This window comes from Roseateles noduli, from assembly GCF_050626985.1.
In the GTDB taxonomy this organism is placed as follows: domain Bacteria; phylum Pseudomonadota; class Gammaproteobacteria; order Burkholderiales; family Burkholderiaceae_C; genus Roseateles; species Roseateles noduli_A.
The window spans coordinates 3397770-3415396 of sequence record NZ_CP192463.1 but is presented as its reverse complement, the minus strand read 5'-3'; the positions used below and the strand labels follow the sequence as shown (position 1 = coordinate 3415396).

Genomic DNA, 17627 nt, shown 5'->3' with positions numbered 1-17627 from the left:
ATGTCGGCCGCCGCATTCACCCGCGATGAACACACCATGACCACAACGATGACACACGTGATGAGGGATGCCGCGCTGATCGCGGTGATGACGATGGTCTCGCTGGCCGCGCGGGCGCAGGCCTGCGAGGTCGCCGCGCTGGCGGGCGACGCGACGCGCGTCGTCGCCGGTCGGGCACAGCCGCTGAAGCTCGGCGAGCCGGTGGGCGAGGGCGCCCAGCTGCGCACCGGCGACAGCGGCCGCGTGCGGCTGCGCTGCCCGGACGGATCGAGCCTGGTCGTCGGCGACCGCAGCCAGCTGACGCTGACGAAGCTGAACCTCGGCACCGGCGGCACGCCCGGTTACGCGGACGGCGCGCGCGATGTGTCGCTGATGCTGGAACGTGGCCTGCTGGGGCAGAAGGTCACGCCATCCGGTTCGGGCAAGTGGGAAGTCCGCACGCCGTCGGCGGTGACGGCGGTTCGCGGCACGGAGTTCCTCGTGGAGGTCGGCGACAACGAGCAGACCTCGGTGCACGTGCAGTCCGGGCAGGTCGCTGTACTGCCGGGACCGCGCGCTGCGGGCCGCACCCGCGGACTGGGCGCGCAACTGCCTGTGGTCGTCGACCGCGCCGGCGGCACGGAGTGCGACGTGTCGCAGGGCTGTGCCGCCGCGACGCCATGGCCGGCGGACAAGGTCCGTGCGGTGCTGGACCGCCTGTCGGGGGTCTGATGCGCTGGCCCTCGCGTTGGGCATGGGCCCAGATGATCGTCGCGCTGCTGGTCACGGCGGCCGTGGCGATGCTGTGGCTCTCGCGCTTGCAGGCGGGGCCGCTGGCGCGCCTGGACGGGCTCGTGCAGGACGCGCAGGCGCAATGGCGCGGCAGGCTCTCGCCGGGCACGGCCTACCCGATCACGCTGGTGCGTTTCGACGACGCCAGCGCCGCGCGCTTCGGCGGCATGGCGCCGGGCCGCCCGCTGCTGGCCGACGCGATCACCCGGCTGCAGGCGGCCAAGCCGCGTCTGATCGCCGTCGACATGCTGCTGCTGGACGCGAAGCCGGACAGCGACGCAGTGCTCGCGGCCGCGATGCGCGGCGGCGCGCCGGTGCTGCTGCCGTTCGCGATGCCGCCGGGCACTGGTGGCATCAGCGGCGGTGGCGGCGGTGGCGGCGCTGGAGGGAATGGTGGCAGCGTGGGCGTTGCCGCCGGTGGCGCTTCGGCGCCCTCCGGAGGGGTTCCGTCGGCCCTGCTCGCGCAGGCCTTCATGCGCGCCGAAGGGATGCCGCGCAGCGCGCTGCTCCCCGAGCGCGCCGATGCGCCACCGGAGCCGCTGCTGTCGGCGGCGAAGTCGCTCGGCCATGTCCAGGCCGAGCGCGACGTCGACGGCACCTTGCGTCACGACCTGCCGGCCTTGCCGCTGGACGGCGAGGTCTATCCGTCGCTGGCCGTGCGCATCGCCGGCGATGCGATGCGCCAGCCGTGGTCCGAGGCCACGCTGCGCTGGAGCCGCGACCTGCGCTGGGGATCGTTGCGGGTGCCGCTGGATCTGCTGTCGCGGCAGGGCGTCAACTACTACGGCCCGGCGGGCACCTTCCCGTCGGTGACGGTGGCGGACCTCGTCGACGGCAAGGTGCCCGAGGAGGCGCTGCGCAACCGCATCGTGGTCATCGGCGTGTCGGCGCTGGGCGCGGGCGACCATTTCCCGAGTCCCTTCGACGCCGGCCTGCCCGGCATGGAGCGGCTCGCGACCGTCGTCGACAACATCCTCACCGGCCGCACGCTGACGCGGCCGTCGTGGGCGTCGCTCGCCGAGCTGGCCGCGCTGCTGGTGCTGCCGCTGCTGTGCGCGTTGCTGCTGGCGCGCGGATCGCTGTGGCGAGGGCTGCCGGTCGTGGCGCTGCTCGTCGGCGGCGGCCTCTACGGCGCGCAGTGGGCCTTCGAGGAGGAACACCTCGTCCTGGCGCTGGCCTATCCGCTGCTGGCGGTGGCTGCGGCGAGCCTGGCCGCGTTGACGTTGCGGGCCCTCGCGGATCAGTCCCGCCGGCGCGAGGCGCTCAAGCGCCTGACCGTGAGCGAGGAGCGTTACGCGCTGGCCGCGCTGGGCGCGAACGACGGGCTGTGGGACTGGGACATCGCCGCGGACCGGCTCGACGTGTCGGCGCGATGGCTCGCCTTGATGGGTGATGCCAGGGCGCCGGGCGAGGCGCCCGGTGGCGGCACGACGCGGCGTTTCTGGCGTCGAGCGGCCAAGACTGCGGCGCAGGACATGACGCGCGGCAGCATCGAGCGCTTCACGCGTCCGCTGGACGAGCCGGCGGCGGGGCTGTTCCGCGCCGATCTCGACGCGCACCTGCAAGGCCGCAGTTTCCAGTTCCACCATGTGCTTCACTTCGAGCAGGGCGGTCAGACGCGCGCATTGCTGGCGCGTGGCGTGGCGGTGCGCCAGGACGGCCGGCCGGTGCGCATGGCCGGCTCGCTGACCGACATCAGCGAGAACGAACGCCTGCAGGCCCAGGTCGCGCACGAGGCGCTGCATGACCGGCTCACGGGACTGCCGAATCGCGCGCTGTTCGTCGAGCTGGTGGCGCAGCGGCTGGCCAATCCGACGCCCGGCGTGCCGATCGGCGTCGCGCTGGTGGGCCTGGACGATTTCCGCGCGTTCAACGAGCGTCACGGCCTGCTGGCCGGCGACGCCGTGCTGATCGAGAGCGCGCGTCGACTGGTCGGTGGAACGGGGCGGACGGCCCGCGCCGGACGCGTGGTCGCGCGGCTGGGCGCGGACCAGTTCGGCCTGCTCTTCGAGGCTCGCATCGAGGCTGGCGCGCTCGTCGATCGCGTGCCCGAGTGGGCGCTGGCCCGCATCGAGGAGCCCTTCCTGTTCGAAGCCCTCGACGCCGGCCAGGGCGCGGAGGCGACGGCAGCCACGGCAACCACGGCAACCACGGCAACCACGGCGGCGTCGCCGGGCGGTCCGGTCGCGCGCACCGGGGCCCATCGCCTGACCGCCTGCGCGGGCTGGGCATTCACGGGGCAGGGCAACTTCAGTCCCGACGACTTGATGTCCGCCGCGGAAAGCGCGCTGGCGCGTGCCAAGGCCGCCGGCGCCGGCCACGCGCGCCTGTTCGATCCGGCGCAGCAACTGGTCGAGCAGTCGCGGCGCTGGGTGAAGGAGAACATCGCCCGCGGTCTGGAAGCGGGCGAGTTCCAGCTCCACTACCAGCCCTTCGTGAGGCTGTCGGACCGCGCGCTGCTCGGCTTCGAGGCCCTGATCCGCTGGAAGCATCCGACGCGAGGCATGGTGATGCCCGGGGACTTCATTCCCGTGGCCGAGGAGAGCGGCCAGATCGTCGAGATCGGCCGCTGGACGCTGATCGAGGCGGCCCTGCAGCTGCGACGCTGGCGCGAGATCGGCTTCAAGGGCGAGATCGCGGTCAATGTGTCGGGCGTTCAGCTGGAGCGGGACGACGAACTGCTCAACGACGCGCGAGAGACGCTCAAGGCGCTCGGCGACGTGCCGGCCGCGCAGCTCAAGCTCGAGGTCACCGAGAGCATGGCGATGGCCAATCCGCAGCGCAGCGCCGAGGTGCTGCAGGAGCTGGCGCGGATGGGCTTCAAGCTGTCGATCGACGACTTCGGGACGGGGTACTCGTCACTGGCCTACCTGCACCGCTTCCCGTTCGACACGCTGAAGATCGACCGGAGCTTCGTGATGCGGCTGGGCGCCGGTCGCGAGTCCCGCGAGATCGTGCGAACGATCGTCGGTCTCGCCGACGCGCTCGGCAAGCAGACCTTGGCCGAGGGCGTCGAGGAGGAGGCGCAGGCCGCGCTGCTGGAGGAACTCGGCGTGCAGGTGGCGCAAGGCTGGCTGTTCGCCAAGGCGCTGCCGGCGGACGACGCGAAGCGACTCATCCAGACGGTGCCGTGGAAGAAACCGCCGGGCTGATCCCGAGGCCGACGTCGATGCCGGCCCCCGGGGGGCCGGCTGACGCGGCGAACGTCAGGCCATGCCCTGATGCCTCAGCAGCGCGTCGATGCGCGGCTCGCGACCGCGGAAGGCCTTGAAGTTGTCCATCGCGTCGCGCACGCTGCCCATGGACAGGATCTCGTCGAGGTAGCGCCGGCCCGTCGCCGGGTTGAACACGCCTTCTTCCTCGAACGCGCTCCAGCAGTCGGCCGAGAGCACCTCCGCCCACTTGTAGCTGTAGTAGCCCGCCGCATACCCGCCGGCGAAGATGTGCGAGAAGCTGTGCTGGAAGCGGTTGAACGCCGGCGGCGGCAGCACGGCGACCTCGCCGCGGACCTCGTCCAGCAGTTCCTGCACGCGCGTCTCCGCGCCCGGCTCCGCATGCAGGCGCATGTCGAAGAGCGAGAACTCGATCTGGCGCAGCGTCTGCAGCCCGGCCTGGAAGTTCTTCGCCGCCAGCATCTTGTCGAACAGCGCGCGCGGCAGCGGTTCGCCGGTGTCCACATGCGCGGACAGCTGCTGGATCACTTCCCACTCCCAGCAGAAGTTCTCCATGAACTGGCTCGGCAGTTCGACGGCGTCCCACTCGACGCCCGAGATGCCCGACACGCCCAGCTCAGCGACCCGCGTGAGCAGGTGGTGCAGGCCGTGGCCGCATTCGTGGAAGAGCGTCGTGACGTCGTCGTGCGTCAGCAGCGCCGGCTTGCCGTCGGCGCCCTGCGGGAAGTTGCACACCAGGTGCGCGACGGGGATCTGCTCGGCGCCCGTGCCCGCCAGGTCCGGCCGCGCCCAGCGGCTGCGGACCTCGTCCATCCAGGCGCCGGGTCGCTTGCCGGTGCGCGCATAGAGGTCCAGGTAGACCTGCCCGATCAGCCGCCCGTCGCGGCGCAGCTCGCAGAATTGCACCGACTCGTGCCACACCGATGCTTTCGCCGGCACCAGCTGCACGCCGAACAGGCGGTCGACGATGCGGAACAGTCCGTCCAGGACGCGAGGCAGGGTCAGGTATTGCCGCACTTCCTGGTCGGAGAACGCGTAGCGCGCTTCCTTCAGCTTCTCGGACACGAACGGCAGGTCCCAGGCCTGCAGGTCGTCCATGCGCAGCGCCGCCTTGGCGAAGTCGCGCAGTTCGTCGAGATCGCGCTGCGCATACGGACGGGCACGGCCCGCCAGGTCGCGCAGGAACTCCAGCACCTGCGCGGGCGAGGTCGCCATCTTGGGCACGAGCGAGGCCTCGGCGAAGCTGGCGAAGCCCAGCAGGCGAGCCTCTTCCTGGCGCAGCATCAGCAGTTCCTGCATCAGCGGGCCGTTGTCCCAGTCCGGCTTGTCGCCGAGTTCGCTGGCGCGCGTCACGTAGGCCCGGTACAGCCGCTCGCGCAGCGCGCGGTCCTCGGCGTACTGCATCACCGGCATGTAGACGGGGAAATGCAGCGTCAGCTTGTGCGTGTCCGGATCGGTGCTGCCGTCCTTCTCCGCCGCGGCACGCGCGTTGGCGATCACGTCGGCGGGCACGCCTTTCAGCTCCGACGCCTTCGCGAGGTAGCTCCAGCCGTCGGTGGCGTCCATCACGTGCTCGGAAAAGGCCTGGCCGAGTTCGGCGCTGCGTTCCTGGATCTTCGCGAAGCGTTCCTTGGCCTCGCCCTGCAGTTCGGCGCCGGACAGCACGAAGTCGCGGATGGCGTGCTTCAGCAGTTGGGCGCGCTCGGGCGTCAGGTCGGGCAGGGCGGCGATGGCCTTGTACTTGGCGTAGAGCGCCTCGTTGGCGCCGAGCGCCGTGTAGAACTCGGTGACCGCCGGCAGCATCGCGTTGTAGGCCTCGCGCAGCGCCGGCGTGTTGGCGACCGCGTTCAGGTGGCCCACGGCGCCCCAGGCGGTGCCCAGGCGCTCGGAGGCCACGTTCAGCGTGCGGGACAGGAAGTCGTAGTCGGCGGGAGCGTCGGCGGCCGTGACCTGGTCGAGCGCTTTCTGGGCCTCGGCCAGCAGCTCGGCGATGGCGGGCTGGATGTGCGAAGGATCGATCGCGGCGAAATCGGGCAGCGGCGCGGTGGAGAGCAGGGGGTTCGCGGCAGGAGATGCGGCGGCTGGCGCGGCGGCGGTGGAGTCGGTCATGCAGGCCTCGTGAGTCTGACGAAATGCCGGGACAGTGTCTCAGCCTTTCGCGCGCGGATGCGCGGGAGGTTTCTATCGTGGGGGCGGCGTCCGGGCTATCAAGCCGGACCGGCCGCGCACGAGATCTGCATTCTCTGCCTCAGAACGTCTCCCAGTCGCCATCGTCGGCGGCCGGCGCGGGCCGGGGCGGCGGCGGGGAGACCGGCGCTGAGGGCTTCGGGGACGACTTCGGTAGCGCCTTTGGTAGCGCGTTTGGTAGTGGCTTCGGTGCGGCGGCCGACGACGCGGGGGAGCCCTTCGGCGAGGGGACTGCCTTCTGCCCCGCGATCGGCGCGCCGGAACTCAGGGACTTCGAGGGCGCCACCGGTGACGCGGCGGCGGACGCCGGTCGGGTCGCCGAAGCGGGCTTCACCGGCCGGGCGACCGGTGCCGCCCCGTCCGTGCCCAGGCGGAAGACCGACACGATCTCGGTCAGCCGGTGCGCCTGGTCCTTGAGGCTCTCCGCGGCGGCGGCCGATTCCTCGACCAGCGCCGCGTTCTGCTGCGTCATCCGGTCCAGTTGCACGACGGCGTCGTTGACCTGCGCGATGCCGCTGCTCTGCTCGGTGGACGCGGCGGTGATCTCGCCGATGATGTCGGTCACCCGCTGCACGCTGCCCACGATGTCGCTCATCGACTCGCCCGCCGCCTGCACCAGCCGCGAACCGGCCTCGACGCTGGTGACGCTCGCGCCGATCAGCGTCTTGATCTCCTTGGCCGCCTCCGCGCTGCGCTGCGCCAGCGAGCGCACTTCGCTCGCGACCACGGCGAAACCACGGCCCTGCTCACCGGCGCGCGCGGCCTCCACCGCCGCGTTCAGCGCCAGGATGTTGGTCTGGAACGCGATGCCGTCGATGGTGCCGATGATGTCGTTGATCTTCCGGGAACTCGCGGTGATCTCGTCCATGGTGGAGACCACCTGGCCGACGACCTCGCCGCCGCGCGCCGCGGCGCTGGAGGCGCTCGACGCGAGCTGGTTGGCCGTCTGCGCCGCGTCGGCGGTCTGGCGCACCGTCGCGGTCAGTTCCTCCATCGACGACGCCGCCTGCTGCAGGTTGGACGCCGTCTCCTCGGTGCGCTGCGACAGGTCCTGCGAGCCGATCGCGATCTCGCTGGACGCTGTCGTGATCGAGTTGCTGGCCGCGCGCACGTCCAGCAGCATGCGCTGGATCTTCTCGGCGAACAGGTTGAACGAGGACGCGATGCGGCCGACCTCGTCGCGGCCGCCGGCGGGCAGGCGCTGGGTCAGGTCGCCGTCGCCGGCGCTGATGTCGTCGAGCGCGGCGCGCACGCGGTCCACGCCGCGCAGCATCGCGCTGATCGTGCCCGTCATCGCGAGCGCCGCGACCGCCATCATGACCAGCGCCGTGATCACGGCGGTGCGCAGCAGGGCGCTCAGGGACGCCAGCGCCTCGTCCTTCTTCGCCGCGACGAAGAGCTGCCAGTCGGTGTCCGCGATCGGCGTGCCGCTCACGAGGAAGGTGTCGCCGCCGACGGCCGCCTCCACCCAGCCAGCGGCCGGATCGAGTGCCGTGGCCAGCGCCTGCGGCGTCAACTGCTCGGAGATGGCGGTGGCGTCTTTCAGCGCCAGCTTGGCGTCGGGGTGCGCGACGACCTTGCCGTCCTTGGACATCAGGAACGCGAAGCCGCCGGGCGTCGGCTTGATCGCCTGGACCGTCGCGACGACGTCGTCGAGGAACACGTCCGTCGCGATGACGGCCTTGGTGCCGCCGCCGCCCTTGTCCGCCGCGGCGAAGGTGACGACCAGCCGGCCCTTGGACGCGTCCATGTAGGGCGCGGTCAGCACGGTGCCCGACGCGCCAGCGGCGCTGGTGTACCAGGGCCGCCGCGTCGGGTCGTAGTCGGCCGGCAGGTTCTGCGGCGTGTTGAAGACGATCTTCTTGTCGGCGAAACCGACGTAGGCGGCCTCCAGCCGGCCCGACTTCGCGGCCTGCTGCAGCAGCGGCACCGGATCGGCGGCTGCGACGGCCGGCTGCAAGGACGCGACGATGTCGCGCTGCGAGCGGACCCACTGGCGGATGGCGTCGGAGCGCGCCGCGGCCAGTTCATCGAGGGATTGGGAAACCTGCTGGCGGGTATGGCCCCGCACGGTCACGTAGTTGGCGACGGTGATCGCCAGCAGCGTCAGGGCGACGATGCCGACGCCCAGCGCGATCAGCCGGGTCTTGATCGAGTCGAACATGAACGGGCTCCTTGGCTTGTGCCTGTTGCCTGCTGGCGGCGCCGGGCCATCCGCTCTCTGGCGCCATCCCCCCACGAACCACGCTCTCTTCACGCGCCTTGATGGCGCGGACCGACCAGAAAAAACGCCCGGTCGAGCCGGGCGTTGTCGTCGTTCGGTCAGGCGACCGTCATCGCGTCCATCAGTCCCATGTCCGCGCTGGACATCAGGCCCTCGATGTCGATCAGGATCAGCATGCGCTCGGCGACGGCGCCGATGCCCATGATGAAGCTGGTGTTGACGGTGCTGGCGCTGAGTTCCGGCGCCGGACGGATCACGTCGCGGTTCAGTTCCAGCACGTCGGACACCGAGTCCACCACCGCGCCGACGACGCGGTTCTTGACGTTCAGCACGATCACGACGGTGAAGCTGTTGTATTCAGCCGTCGCGCAGCCCAGCTTCAGACGCAGGTCGACGATCGGCACGATCACGCCGCGCAGGTTCACGACGCCCTTGATGAAGTCGGGCGCGTTGGCGATGCGGGTCGGCTGCTCGTAGGAGCGGATCTCCTGGACCTTCAGGATGTCGATGCCGTACTCCTCCTGACCCAGGCGGAAGGTCAAGTACTCGCCGCCGGCGGGGGCGGCATTCGCGGCACCTTGCGGGACCAGCGCGCCAGCGTTCGCGTGCACGACTTGCGTGCCGGTTTGTTGGACGATTTCCATGTGTTGACCTCGTGCGGCTGATTAGAAGGTTTCCCAGTCGCCGTCATCGGCGGTGGTGGCCGGGGTTGCCGGCTTGGGAGTGAACGGTGCGGGCGCGGCCTTGGACGAGACCGCGGGCTTGACGACGGCCGGCCTGGCCGCGGTCGTCGTGGTGGATCTGGCGGCGGTCGCCGCGGCCGGCGTTGCCGGCTTGGCCTTTGACGCCGCCTTCGCGGCCGCGGGCTTGGCCGGCGCGGCCTTGCTCTCGAACCTGGCGGCCGGCTTGACCGGCGCCATCGTCGTCGTCGAGGCTGCGACGGTCGACGGGGTGAACGGCTTCGTTTCCGTGCTCGACTTGGCGGTGAATGCCGTCGCCGAAAGCGCGGGCGCGTGGCCCGATACGCGGAAGCGGTCGACCACGCCGCCCAGGCGCTCGGCCTGGTCCTTCAGGCTTTCGGCCGCGGCGGCGGACTGCTCGACCAGTGCCGCGTTCTGCTGCGTCATCTGGTCCAGGTTGCTGACGCCCTGGTTGACCTGGCTGATGCCGTCGCTCTGCTCGCTGGACGCGGCGGTGATCTCGCCGATGATGTCCGTCACGCGCTGCACGCTGGAGACGATGTCGCTCATCGTGCTGCCGGCTTCCTGCACCAGGCGCGAACCCGTCTCGACGCGTTCGACGCTGGCGCCGATCAGGGTCTTGATCTCGCGCGCGGCTTCCGCGCTGCGCTGTGCCAGCGAGCGGACCTCGCCGGCCACGACCGCGAAGCCGCGACCCTGTTCCCCGGCGCGGGCCGCTTCCACGGCGGCGTTCAGCGCCAGGATATTGGTCTGGAACGCGATGCCGTCGATCGTGCCGATGATGTCGCTGATGCGCTTGGAGCTGGCGTTGATCTCGTCCATCGTCGAGACGACCTGGCTCACCACCTCGCCACCCTTGGCCGCCGCGCCGGACGCGGAAGAGGCGAGCTGGTTGGCGGTGCGCGCCGAGTCGGCCGTCTGCTTGACGGTGCCGGTGAGCTGGACCAGCGAGGACGCCGCTTCCTGCAGGTTGGAGGCGGTCTGTTCGGTGCGGCTGGACAGGTCCTGGTTGCCCGTGGCGATCTCGACCGAAGCGGTGCGGATCGAATCGGCCGCCGTGCGCAACTGGCCGACCATCGACTGCAGCGCTTCCTGCATGTGGTGCAGCGAGCGCATCAGCTTGGACGCCTCGTCGACGCCTTCGACCGGCTTCATCGTGCGCGACAGGTCACCCTCGGCGATCGCGGCCGCCAGGGCCTCGGCGTCAGCCAGCGGGGCGCAGATCGTCTGCATGTTCAGCAGCGTGAGCGGCACCACGACGATCGCCGCGAACACCAGCACCAGGCCGAAGGTCCACAGCACGCCGCCCTGGGTGCTTTCCATGCCCTTGCGCATCGATTCCGACTGGGCCTCGAGGCGCGTGGCCAGTTCTTCGAGCTGCTTCTCGGCCTCGACCACCTGGTCCTTGGCCGGCTGCAGCAGCCGGTCGGCGACCGCCGCGTGGTCGTACGCACCGGCCTCCAGCTGCGTCACCACGTTCGCGGACTTCGCGCTGTAGGTCTCCAGCGCGGTCTGCAGCTTCTTGATCGCGTCCTGGTCGTCGGCGCCGCTGAGCTTGGCCAGCTCGGCCAGCTGTTCCGAAGCCTTCTTGCGGGCGGCATCCCACTTGGCGTGGCGATCCTTGACCACCTCCGGCTTCTCGTAATTGATGATCATGTCCTTCTCATGGACACGGAGCTTGCCCATCGTGCCCGCGAGGTCGCCGAGCAGATTGCCGCGCGCGGTCGACTTCTCGAGGAACTCCTGCGTCTGGCCGCGCATCGACTGCATGCCGAACAGGCCCACGCTACCGACCACCATCAGCAATGCGAGCACGATGCCGATCGCGCCGATCATGCGGGTCCGGATGCTGAATTGACGCATCAACGCGCTGAAATTCATGTCTACCTCTTATGCGTTGGGCGCCGGCCTTCCGGCCGACGTCCTCCCTGATTCAAAGACGCCCGGCAATCTCAATGACGCGAGCGGCGCACCAGGCTGCCCACGTCCAGGATCAGCGCCACGCGGCCGTCGCCCATGATGGTGGCGCCGGAAACGTCCGTCACCTTGCGGTAGTTCGCCTCGAGGTTCTTCACCACGACCTGTTGCTGGCCGAGCAGTTCGTCCACCAGCATGGCGACCCGGCCTCCCTCGGCCTCCACGACGACCATGATCGAGCTGACATGCTCGAAGTCGAAACGGGGCACGTTGAAGACCTGCTCCAGTTCGACGACGGGCATGTACTCGTCGCGGACTTCGACCACGCGGCCGGAGCCGCCGACGGTCTTGATCGTGTCGGACTGGACCTGGAAGGACTCGACCACCGACGACAGCGGGAGGATGTAGACCTCTTCACCGACGCCCACGCTCATGCCGTCCATGATGGCCAGCGTCAGCGGCAGGCGGACCGAGACCTTCATGCCGTAGCCCTCGGCGGAGTCGATCTCCACCGTGCCGCCGAGCGAGGTGATGTTCTTCTTCACCACGTCCATGCCGACGCCGCGGCCGGACACGTCGGTGACCTGATCGGCGGTCGAGAAGCCCGGAGCGAAGATCAGGCCCCAGACCTCCTGGTCGGTCATCGTGTCCGGCGCGTCGATCCCTTTCTCGCGGGCCTTGCGGATCAGCTTCTCGCGGTTCAGGCCGCGGCCGTCGTCGCGCACCTCGATGACGATGGAGCCGCCCTGATGGGAAGCGACCAGCGTGATCGTGCCCTGTTCGGGCTTGCCCTTGGCGACGCGGTCGGCGGGCGACTCGATGCCGTGGTCGCAGCTGTTGCGCACCAGGTGGGTCAGCGGGTCGGTGATCTTCTCGACCAGGCCCTTGTCCAGTTCCGTGGCTTCCCCTTGCGTGACCAGCTCGACCTTCTTGCCGAGCTTGGCCGCCAGGTCGCGCAGCATGCGCGGGAAGCGGTTGAACACGACCGACATCGGGATCATGCGGATCGACATGACCGATTCCTGGAGATCGCGCGTGTTGCGCTCCAGATCCGCCAGGCCGGAGGCCAGTTGCTGATACAGGCCCGGGTCCAGGTTGCGGCTGTTCTGCGCCAGCATCGCCTGCGTGATGACGAGCTCGCCAACCAGGTTGATCAACTGGTCGACCTTCTCGACGGACACGCGCAGCGTGGACTGGTCAGGGCTCGCGCCGCCGGCGCGCGGGGCGACCTCGGTGCGCGCGGGCGCTGTCGGCTTGGCGGCGGGCGCCGGCACGCTGGCCTTGGGCGCTTCGGCCCTGGCTTCGGCGGCGGTCGCTTCGGGCACGCCGGGCGCGTCGTCGAAGAAGCCATAGCCGGGGTCTTCGTCCTTCTTGGTCTCCACCGGCGCGCCGGGCGCGCCCTCATGGAAGCCGAAGCCTTCGCTCAGCGGCAGCAGCTTGACCTGCTCGCGCGAGACATGGAAGGTGAACAGGTCCAGGAGGTCGTTGTCGGTGCTGCTCGTCAGCACCTTGAAGCGACGCATGCCATCGGCAGGGATGCCGCCGTCCAGCGGCTCGATGGTGCCGAGGTCGGTGATTTCCTTGAACAGCTCGACCAGGTTGTCTGCCTGCTCCGTGTTGCTCAGCGGGCCGACGAGCAGTTCGAGCTGTCGGACGTTCGACTTGAGCGGGGCGGGTGCCGGAGCCGTCGCGGGAGCGGCAGCAGGTGCTGCCGAGGCGGCCGGGGCCGTCGGCGCGCGCGCGCCGTCCAGCGTGCCGCCTTCCACCAGCGTGCGGATGCTGCTCAGCAGGGCGGAGGTGTCCACCGCGTCCGCGCCCGAGCCCTGATGCCGGGCCAGTTGCGCCTTCAGCGCGTCGCCGGACTGCAGCAGCACGTCCACCATCGGCGAGGTCGGCGCCAGTTCATGGCGGCGAAGCTTGTCCAGCAGCGTTTCCATCTGGTGCGTCAGCTCGGCCACGTCGTTGAAGCCGAACGTCGCCGCGCCACCCTTGATCGAGTGGGCGCAGCGGAAGATGGCGTTCATCTGCTCGTCGTCCGGGTTCTCGATGTCCAGGTTCAGCAGCAGCTGTTCCATGTTGTCGAGGTTCTCCCCGGCTTCCTCGAAGAAGACTTGGTAGAACTGGCTCAGGTCGATGCCTGCGCCCAGGTTTGCGCCTTCGGAGGTCATATCTCCCATGAATCTCTCCAGCTTGCCTTCAGCGGATCACCTTGCCGATCACTTCGATCAGCTTGGCCGGGTCGAAAGGCTTCACCAGCCAGCCTGTGGCGCCCGCCGCGCGGCCCGCCTGCTTCATCTGATCGCTGGACTCGGTGGTCAGGATCAGGATCGGCGTGGTCTTGAACTTGGGGTTGTCGCGCAGCTTCTTGGTCAGGCTGATGCCGTCCATCCGGGGCATGTTCTGGTCGGTCAGCACCAGGTCGAAATCGCGTTGCGACGACTTCTCCCAGGCATCCTGCCCGTCCACCGCCTCCACGACGTTGAAACCCGCATTCTTGAGGGTGAACGAGACCATCTGGCGCATGGAGGCCGAATCGTCTACGGCGAGGATCGAGGGCATTTTGAGTTCTCCGGATGACAAGCGGTTTTCGGGTGGACCTGAAGATTCTTGAGGACCTTGAGGGCGGTCTGGTGACGGTGCCCGGTGATTTCGTGACCTAACGGACGGATCGGGGGAACATTCAGAACAGTTCAACCGAGCCGGCGTCCATCTCGTCCTGCGTGACGGGATTGGGACGCAGGGGGGCGGTCTCGACCACGGCCAGACCGTCTTCATCATCTCCGAACGTGTCGCGGGCGAGCTGGTCCGAGCAGTTGCGCAGCCGCTGGCTCGTGTGTGCGATCAACTGCGTCGACATGTCCTGGAACTGCAGCGCGGTGATCGCACCGGCCAGATGCAACATCAACTGCTGCAGCGCATCCTGGTCCTTGGCTTCTGGCAGACGTTCGCGCATCTGGTCCACCAGGCCCGATGCGCCGAAGAAATGCGTCGACAACGCTTCGCAGGCGTCGTCGAGCAGGCGCTGCAGGCGCTCGAGATCGTTGTTGACCGTCATCAGATGGTCCTGCAGCTCGGCAGCGGCGAGCAGCGGCATCAGTCCTGTGCCTTCCGGCTCGACCGACGTCTCATCGATTTGCATCTTGGCTCCACATAGGGTGTCCTGGTGCGTCTTCATGTCTGCCCAACTCAAACATGCGCCCGGACTTGTCGGCTGGCAAGAATCTTCGGCTTTTGCCACGCATCTGTCGACGGGACTAACCGTGCAAAGTCGTCCCAATAGCGAAGATCGGTTGGCCATCGACTTGACCGTGACAAATCTCGATAAGGGTAAACCCAAGACTCTACGGTTTCCAGATGAATAAAGCGTGGGGCTTCCCTGCATAGATGAGGGATACGCGACAAACTTGGCATACTCCCGGCCATGCCGACTCTCCCCCTGGCCGAGCGCTCTCTGCGCCTGCTTCATATCGAGGATTCCGACCTGGATCATCAACTGATCCTGGCCCAGTTGCAGCGAGCCGGATTGCGATTCGAGATCACGCGGCTGGACACGCTGCCCGATATCGAGGCAGCCCTCGACCGGCACTGGGATGCGGTGATTTCCGATTACAACCTGCCGGGGTATTCGGGCCTGGTCGTGCTGGACATGATCAAGCAGCGGCAACTGGTGCTCCCGTTCGTGCTGGTGTCGGGCGAGATCGGCGAGGACACGGCGGTCGCGGCGATGCGCACCGGCGCGTCGGACTATCTGCTCAAGAACAACCTGGCGCGGCTGGCGCCGGCGCTGCTGCACGCGATCGAGTCCTGCGAGGCCCAGCTTGCACGGCAGGAGGCCGACCGCGAGCTGCTCAAGTCCAAGCAGCAACTGCACGAACTGGCGGGGCACCTGCAGACCAGCGTCGAGATGGAGCGGGCGGCGATCGCCCGCGAGATCCATGACGACGTGGGCGGATCGCTGACGGCGCTGAAGTTCGACCTGGCCTGGATCGCGCGGCACAGCAAGGACGAGGACGTCCAGCTGCGCGTGCAGTCGGCGCTGGAGACGGTGACCAGCGCCATCGAATCGAGCCAGCGCATCATGCACAACCTGCGCCCGGCGATCCTGGAACAGGGATTGCTGGCAGCAGTGCAGTGGCTGGCCGCGCGCTTCGAGCGCCGGACCGGCATCGCGACCGCGGTACGGCATGTCGGCGAACAGTTCCAGCTGCCGGCGGGCGTCCCGCTGGTGGCCTACCGCTGTGCGCAGGAGGCGCTGACCAACGTGTCCAAACATGCCGGAGCGACCAAGGTCGATGTGGAGTTGAGCATGGAGGGTGGCGTGCTGACGCTGGAGATCAAGGATAACGGCCACGGCGTCGCGCCGGGCGACCTGAGCAAGGCCCGCAGCTTCGGCATTCGCGGGTTGCGCGAGCGCGCGGCGACGGTCGGCGGCTGGGTCGACCTCAGCAGCGGTCTGCAGGGCACGGCGCTGATCCTCTCCGTGCCCTTGCGCGGCATGATCGGCGACTTCGAGTTCGACGACGACGGGGAGCCGATCCCGGCCGGTGCCGGGCATGATCCCTCCTCGTGGGGCGCCCTATGATCAAGGTCATCCTCTGCGACGACCATGCGCTGATCCGCCGCGGGATCCGGGACACGCTGTCCGACGCACCGGACATCGAAGTGGTCGGCGAGGCCGGCGACTACGGCGAGCTGCGCAGCCTGATGCGCACGCTGCCGGCGGACAGGCAGTGCGATGTGCTGGTGCTGGACATCAACATGCCGGGGCGCAGCGGCCTCGACGTGCTGCACGTCCTCAAGGACGAGGGCACGACGACCCGGGTGCTGATCGTGTCCATGTACCCGGAGGACCAGTACGCGATCCGCGCGCTGCGCGCCGGGGCCTTCGGCTACGTGAACAAGGGCGGCGATCCGCAACTGCTGGTGCAGGCGGTGCGCACGGTGGCCCAGGGGCGCAAGTACGTGACGCCTGAAATCGCGCAGATGCTGGTCGAGAGCCTGACCGCGCCGGCCCCGGAGCAGGCCCACCAGAAGCTGTCGGACCGCGAGCTGCAGACCCTGGTGATGATCGCCTCGGGCAAGCGCCTGTCGGACATCGCCGAGGAGCTGATGCTCAGCCCGAAGACGGTGAGCGTGTACCGCGCGCGGGTGCTGGAGAAGCTGGCCCTGTCCAACAACTCGGAGCTGACCGTCTACGCCATCCGCAACGGACTGGTCGAGAGCTGAGTCGAAATCCGTCGTCCCCGTTCGTCGTCATCCGGGGACGTTCACGCCAGCCAGCCGCCGTTCATCGCAAGTCAGCATTGACGAGCAGGGGGCGCCTCGGAGAATGCGCCCCGTACTGACACACAGGGGGCTGTCATCGATACCGCACTGTTGAAAGAGCTGCGCATCCAGGGGAGCGAGCGCGACGACCACGGGGGTGGACCGCCCCGATGGGTCTGGACGCTGCTGGCGGTGCTGGTCGTGCTGGCGCTGCTGGCCGCGGGCGGCTGGTGGTGGTGGCGGCAGTCGCAGGTCCCGGAGGTCGAGACCGCCTCGGCCCAGGCGCGCGGCGGCGCAGGTGGCAATGCCGTTCTGCAGGCCACCGGCTACGTGACGGCGCGCCGCGCCGCGACGGTGTCGACGCAGATCACCGGCACGCTGACCGAAGTCCTGTTCGAGGAAGGCGACAAGATCCAGAAGGGGCAGGTGTTGGCCCGGCTCGAGGACCATGCCTTGCGCGCCGCGCTGGACATGGCCCGGGCCAACGTGAAGAGCGCGCAGGCCAACATCGAGGCGACGCGCGCGCAGTGGCTGCAGGCGCAGTCCGACCTGAAGCGCCAGGACGAACTGGCGCTCAGCGGCATGACGACCCGGCAGTCCGCCGAGCAGGCCCGTACCGCGGTGAACGCCTATGCGGCGCAGCTCGAAGCGCGCCGCCGCGAGGCCGATGCCGCCTTGGCCCAGGCGACGCAGGCGCAGGTCAATTTCGATTACACGGTCGTCAAGGCGCCGTTCTCCGGCGTGATCACCGCGAAGGCGGCACAGGTCGGCGAAATCGTCTCACCGCTGTCCGCCGGCGGTGGCTTCACGCGGACCGGCGTCGGCACCATCGTCGACATGGAGTCGCTGGAGGTGGATGTCGACGTTAACGAGGCCTACATCGGCCAGGTCAAGGCCGACATGCCGGCCCAGGCCGTGCTGGATGCGTATCCCGACTGGCGCATTCCGGCTCACGTGATTGCGGTCGTGCCCTCTGCCGACCGCGGCAAGGCGACGGTCAAGGTACGCGTGGCGCTCGAGCAGAAGGATCAACGCGTCGTGCCCGACATGGGCGTGCGCGTGTCCTTCCTCGCCGCCAAGGAAAGCGCGCAGACCGCGCCGCCACCGGGCGTCCTGGTGCCGAAGTCGGCCATCGTGTCGCGCGACGGCGGCGACATCGTGTTCGTCGTGAACGGCCAGACCGTCGCCCAGCGCAAGGTGCGCCAGGGCACGCCGGTCGGCGACCAGGCGGTGGTACTCGACGGCGTGAAGGCCGGCGATACCGTCGTCCTCAATCCCCCCGAAGCCCTGCGCGACGGCGGAGAGATCAAGCCGGCGGCCGGCAAGTGAAGCCGACAGCGTGGGGACGTGCAGTCCCCGCTGGAAGTGCAGGAAACCGAAGCGAGGAGT

12 protein-coding genes are annotated in these 17627 nt (G+C 69.1%); 5 read left to right on the top strand and 7 right to left on the bottom strand.

Features of this window, described 5'->3' with window-relative positions; translation table 11 throughout:
- The first annotated feature begins 36 nt into the window (after window positions 1-36).
- Complete coding sequence (locus ACQ4L4_RS14895; RefSeq protein ID WP_431099724.1) at window positions 37-711, top strand: FecR family protein; 675 nt, start codon at window positions 37-39, stop codon at window positions 709-711.
- Window positions 711-3923: an EAL domain-containing protein gene (locus ACQ4L4_RS14890; RefSeq protein WP_431099723.1), complete on the top strand. Its 3213-nt coding sequence runs from the start codon at window positions 711-713 to the stop codon at window positions 3921-3923. Before ACQ4L4_RS14895 ends, ACQ4L4_RS14890 begins: the two co-directional genes overlap by 1 nt.
- Window positions 3924-3977: 54 nt before the next feature.
- Here the strand turns inward: ACQ4L4_RS14890 and ACQ4L4_RS14885 are convergent, their stop codons facing one another.
- The 7 genes from ACQ4L4_RS14885 to ACQ4L4_RS14855 form a co-directional block, all read right to left on the bottom strand.
- Entirely contained in the window at window positions 3978-6053 is a 2076-nt protein-coding gene (locus ACQ4L4_RS14885; RefSeq protein WP_431099722.1) for a M3 family metallopeptidase, read from the bottom strand.
- A gap of 139 nt (window positions 6054-6192) precedes the next feature.
- Window positions 6193-8295 carry a methyl-accepting chemotaxis protein gene (locus ACQ4L4_RS14880; protein WP_431099721.1) on the bottom strand — a complete coding sequence of 701 codons (2103 nt, stop codon included), beginning with the start codon at window positions 8293-8295 and terminating at the stop codon, window positions 6193-6195.
- A gap of 158 nt (window positions 8296-8453) precedes the next feature.
- Window positions 8454-8999, bottom strand: a complete 546-nt coding sequence (locus tag ACQ4L4_RS14875; RefSeq protein WP_431099720.1) for a chemotaxis protein CheW — start codon at window positions 8997-8999, stop codon at window positions 8454-8456.
- A 21-nt stretch (window positions 9000-9020) separates the two neighbouring features.
- On the bottom strand, window positions 9021-10937 hold the full coding sequence (locus tag ACQ4L4_RS14870; RefSeq protein ID WP_431099719.1) for a methyl-accepting chemotaxis protein: 1917 nt from the start codon (window positions 10935-10937) through the stop codon (window positions 9021-9023).
- A 71-nt stretch (window positions 10938-11008) separates the two neighbouring features.
- Window positions 11009-13150, bottom strand: a complete 2142-nt coding sequence (locus ACQ4L4_RS14865) for a chemotaxis protein CheA (RefSeq protein ID WP_431099718.1) — start codon at window positions 13148-13150, stop codon at window positions 11009-11011.
- A gap of 19 nt (window positions 13151-13169) precedes the next feature.
- Window positions 13170-13532 (bottom strand): response regulator, encoded by a 363-nt coding sequence (locus tag ACQ4L4_RS14860; protein WP_067068294.1) that lies wholly within the window; start codon window positions 13530-13532, stop codon window positions 13170-13172.
- Window positions 13533-13653: 121 nt separating this feature from the next.
- A complete protein-coding gene (locus ACQ4L4_RS14855; RefSeq protein WP_331617395.1) occupies window positions 13654-14112 on the bottom strand; it encodes a hypothetical protein in 459 nt (152 codons plus the stop codon).
- Between the two features lie 282 nt (window positions 14113-14394).
- Between ACQ4L4_RS14855 and ACQ4L4_RS14850 the strand changes: the two genes are divergently transcribed.
- The 3 genes from ACQ4L4_RS14850 (at window position 14395) to ACQ4L4_RS14840 (ending at window position 17567) form a co-directional block, all read left to right on the top strand.
- The gene (locus tag ACQ4L4_RS14850; RefSeq protein WP_431099717.1) at window positions 14395-15555 is read left to right on the top strand and encodes a response regulator; all 1161 of its coding nucleotides are present in this window, start codon (window positions 14395-14397) and stop codon (window positions 15553-15555) included.
- On the top strand, window positions 15552-16199 hold the full coding sequence (locus tag ACQ4L4_RS14845) for a response regulator (RefSeq protein WP_431099716.1): 648 nt from the start codon (window positions 15552-15554) through the stop codon (window positions 16197-16199). Before ACQ4L4_RS14850 ends, ACQ4L4_RS14845 begins: the two co-directional genes overlap by 4 nt.
- A gap of 150 nt (window positions 16200-16349) precedes the next feature.
- Window positions 16350-17567, top strand: a complete 1218-nt coding sequence (locus ACQ4L4_RS14840; protein WP_431099715.1) for an efflux RND transporter periplasmic adaptor subunit — start codon at window positions 16350-16352, stop codon at window positions 17565-17567.
- Window positions 17568-17627 lie beyond the last annotated feature (60 nt).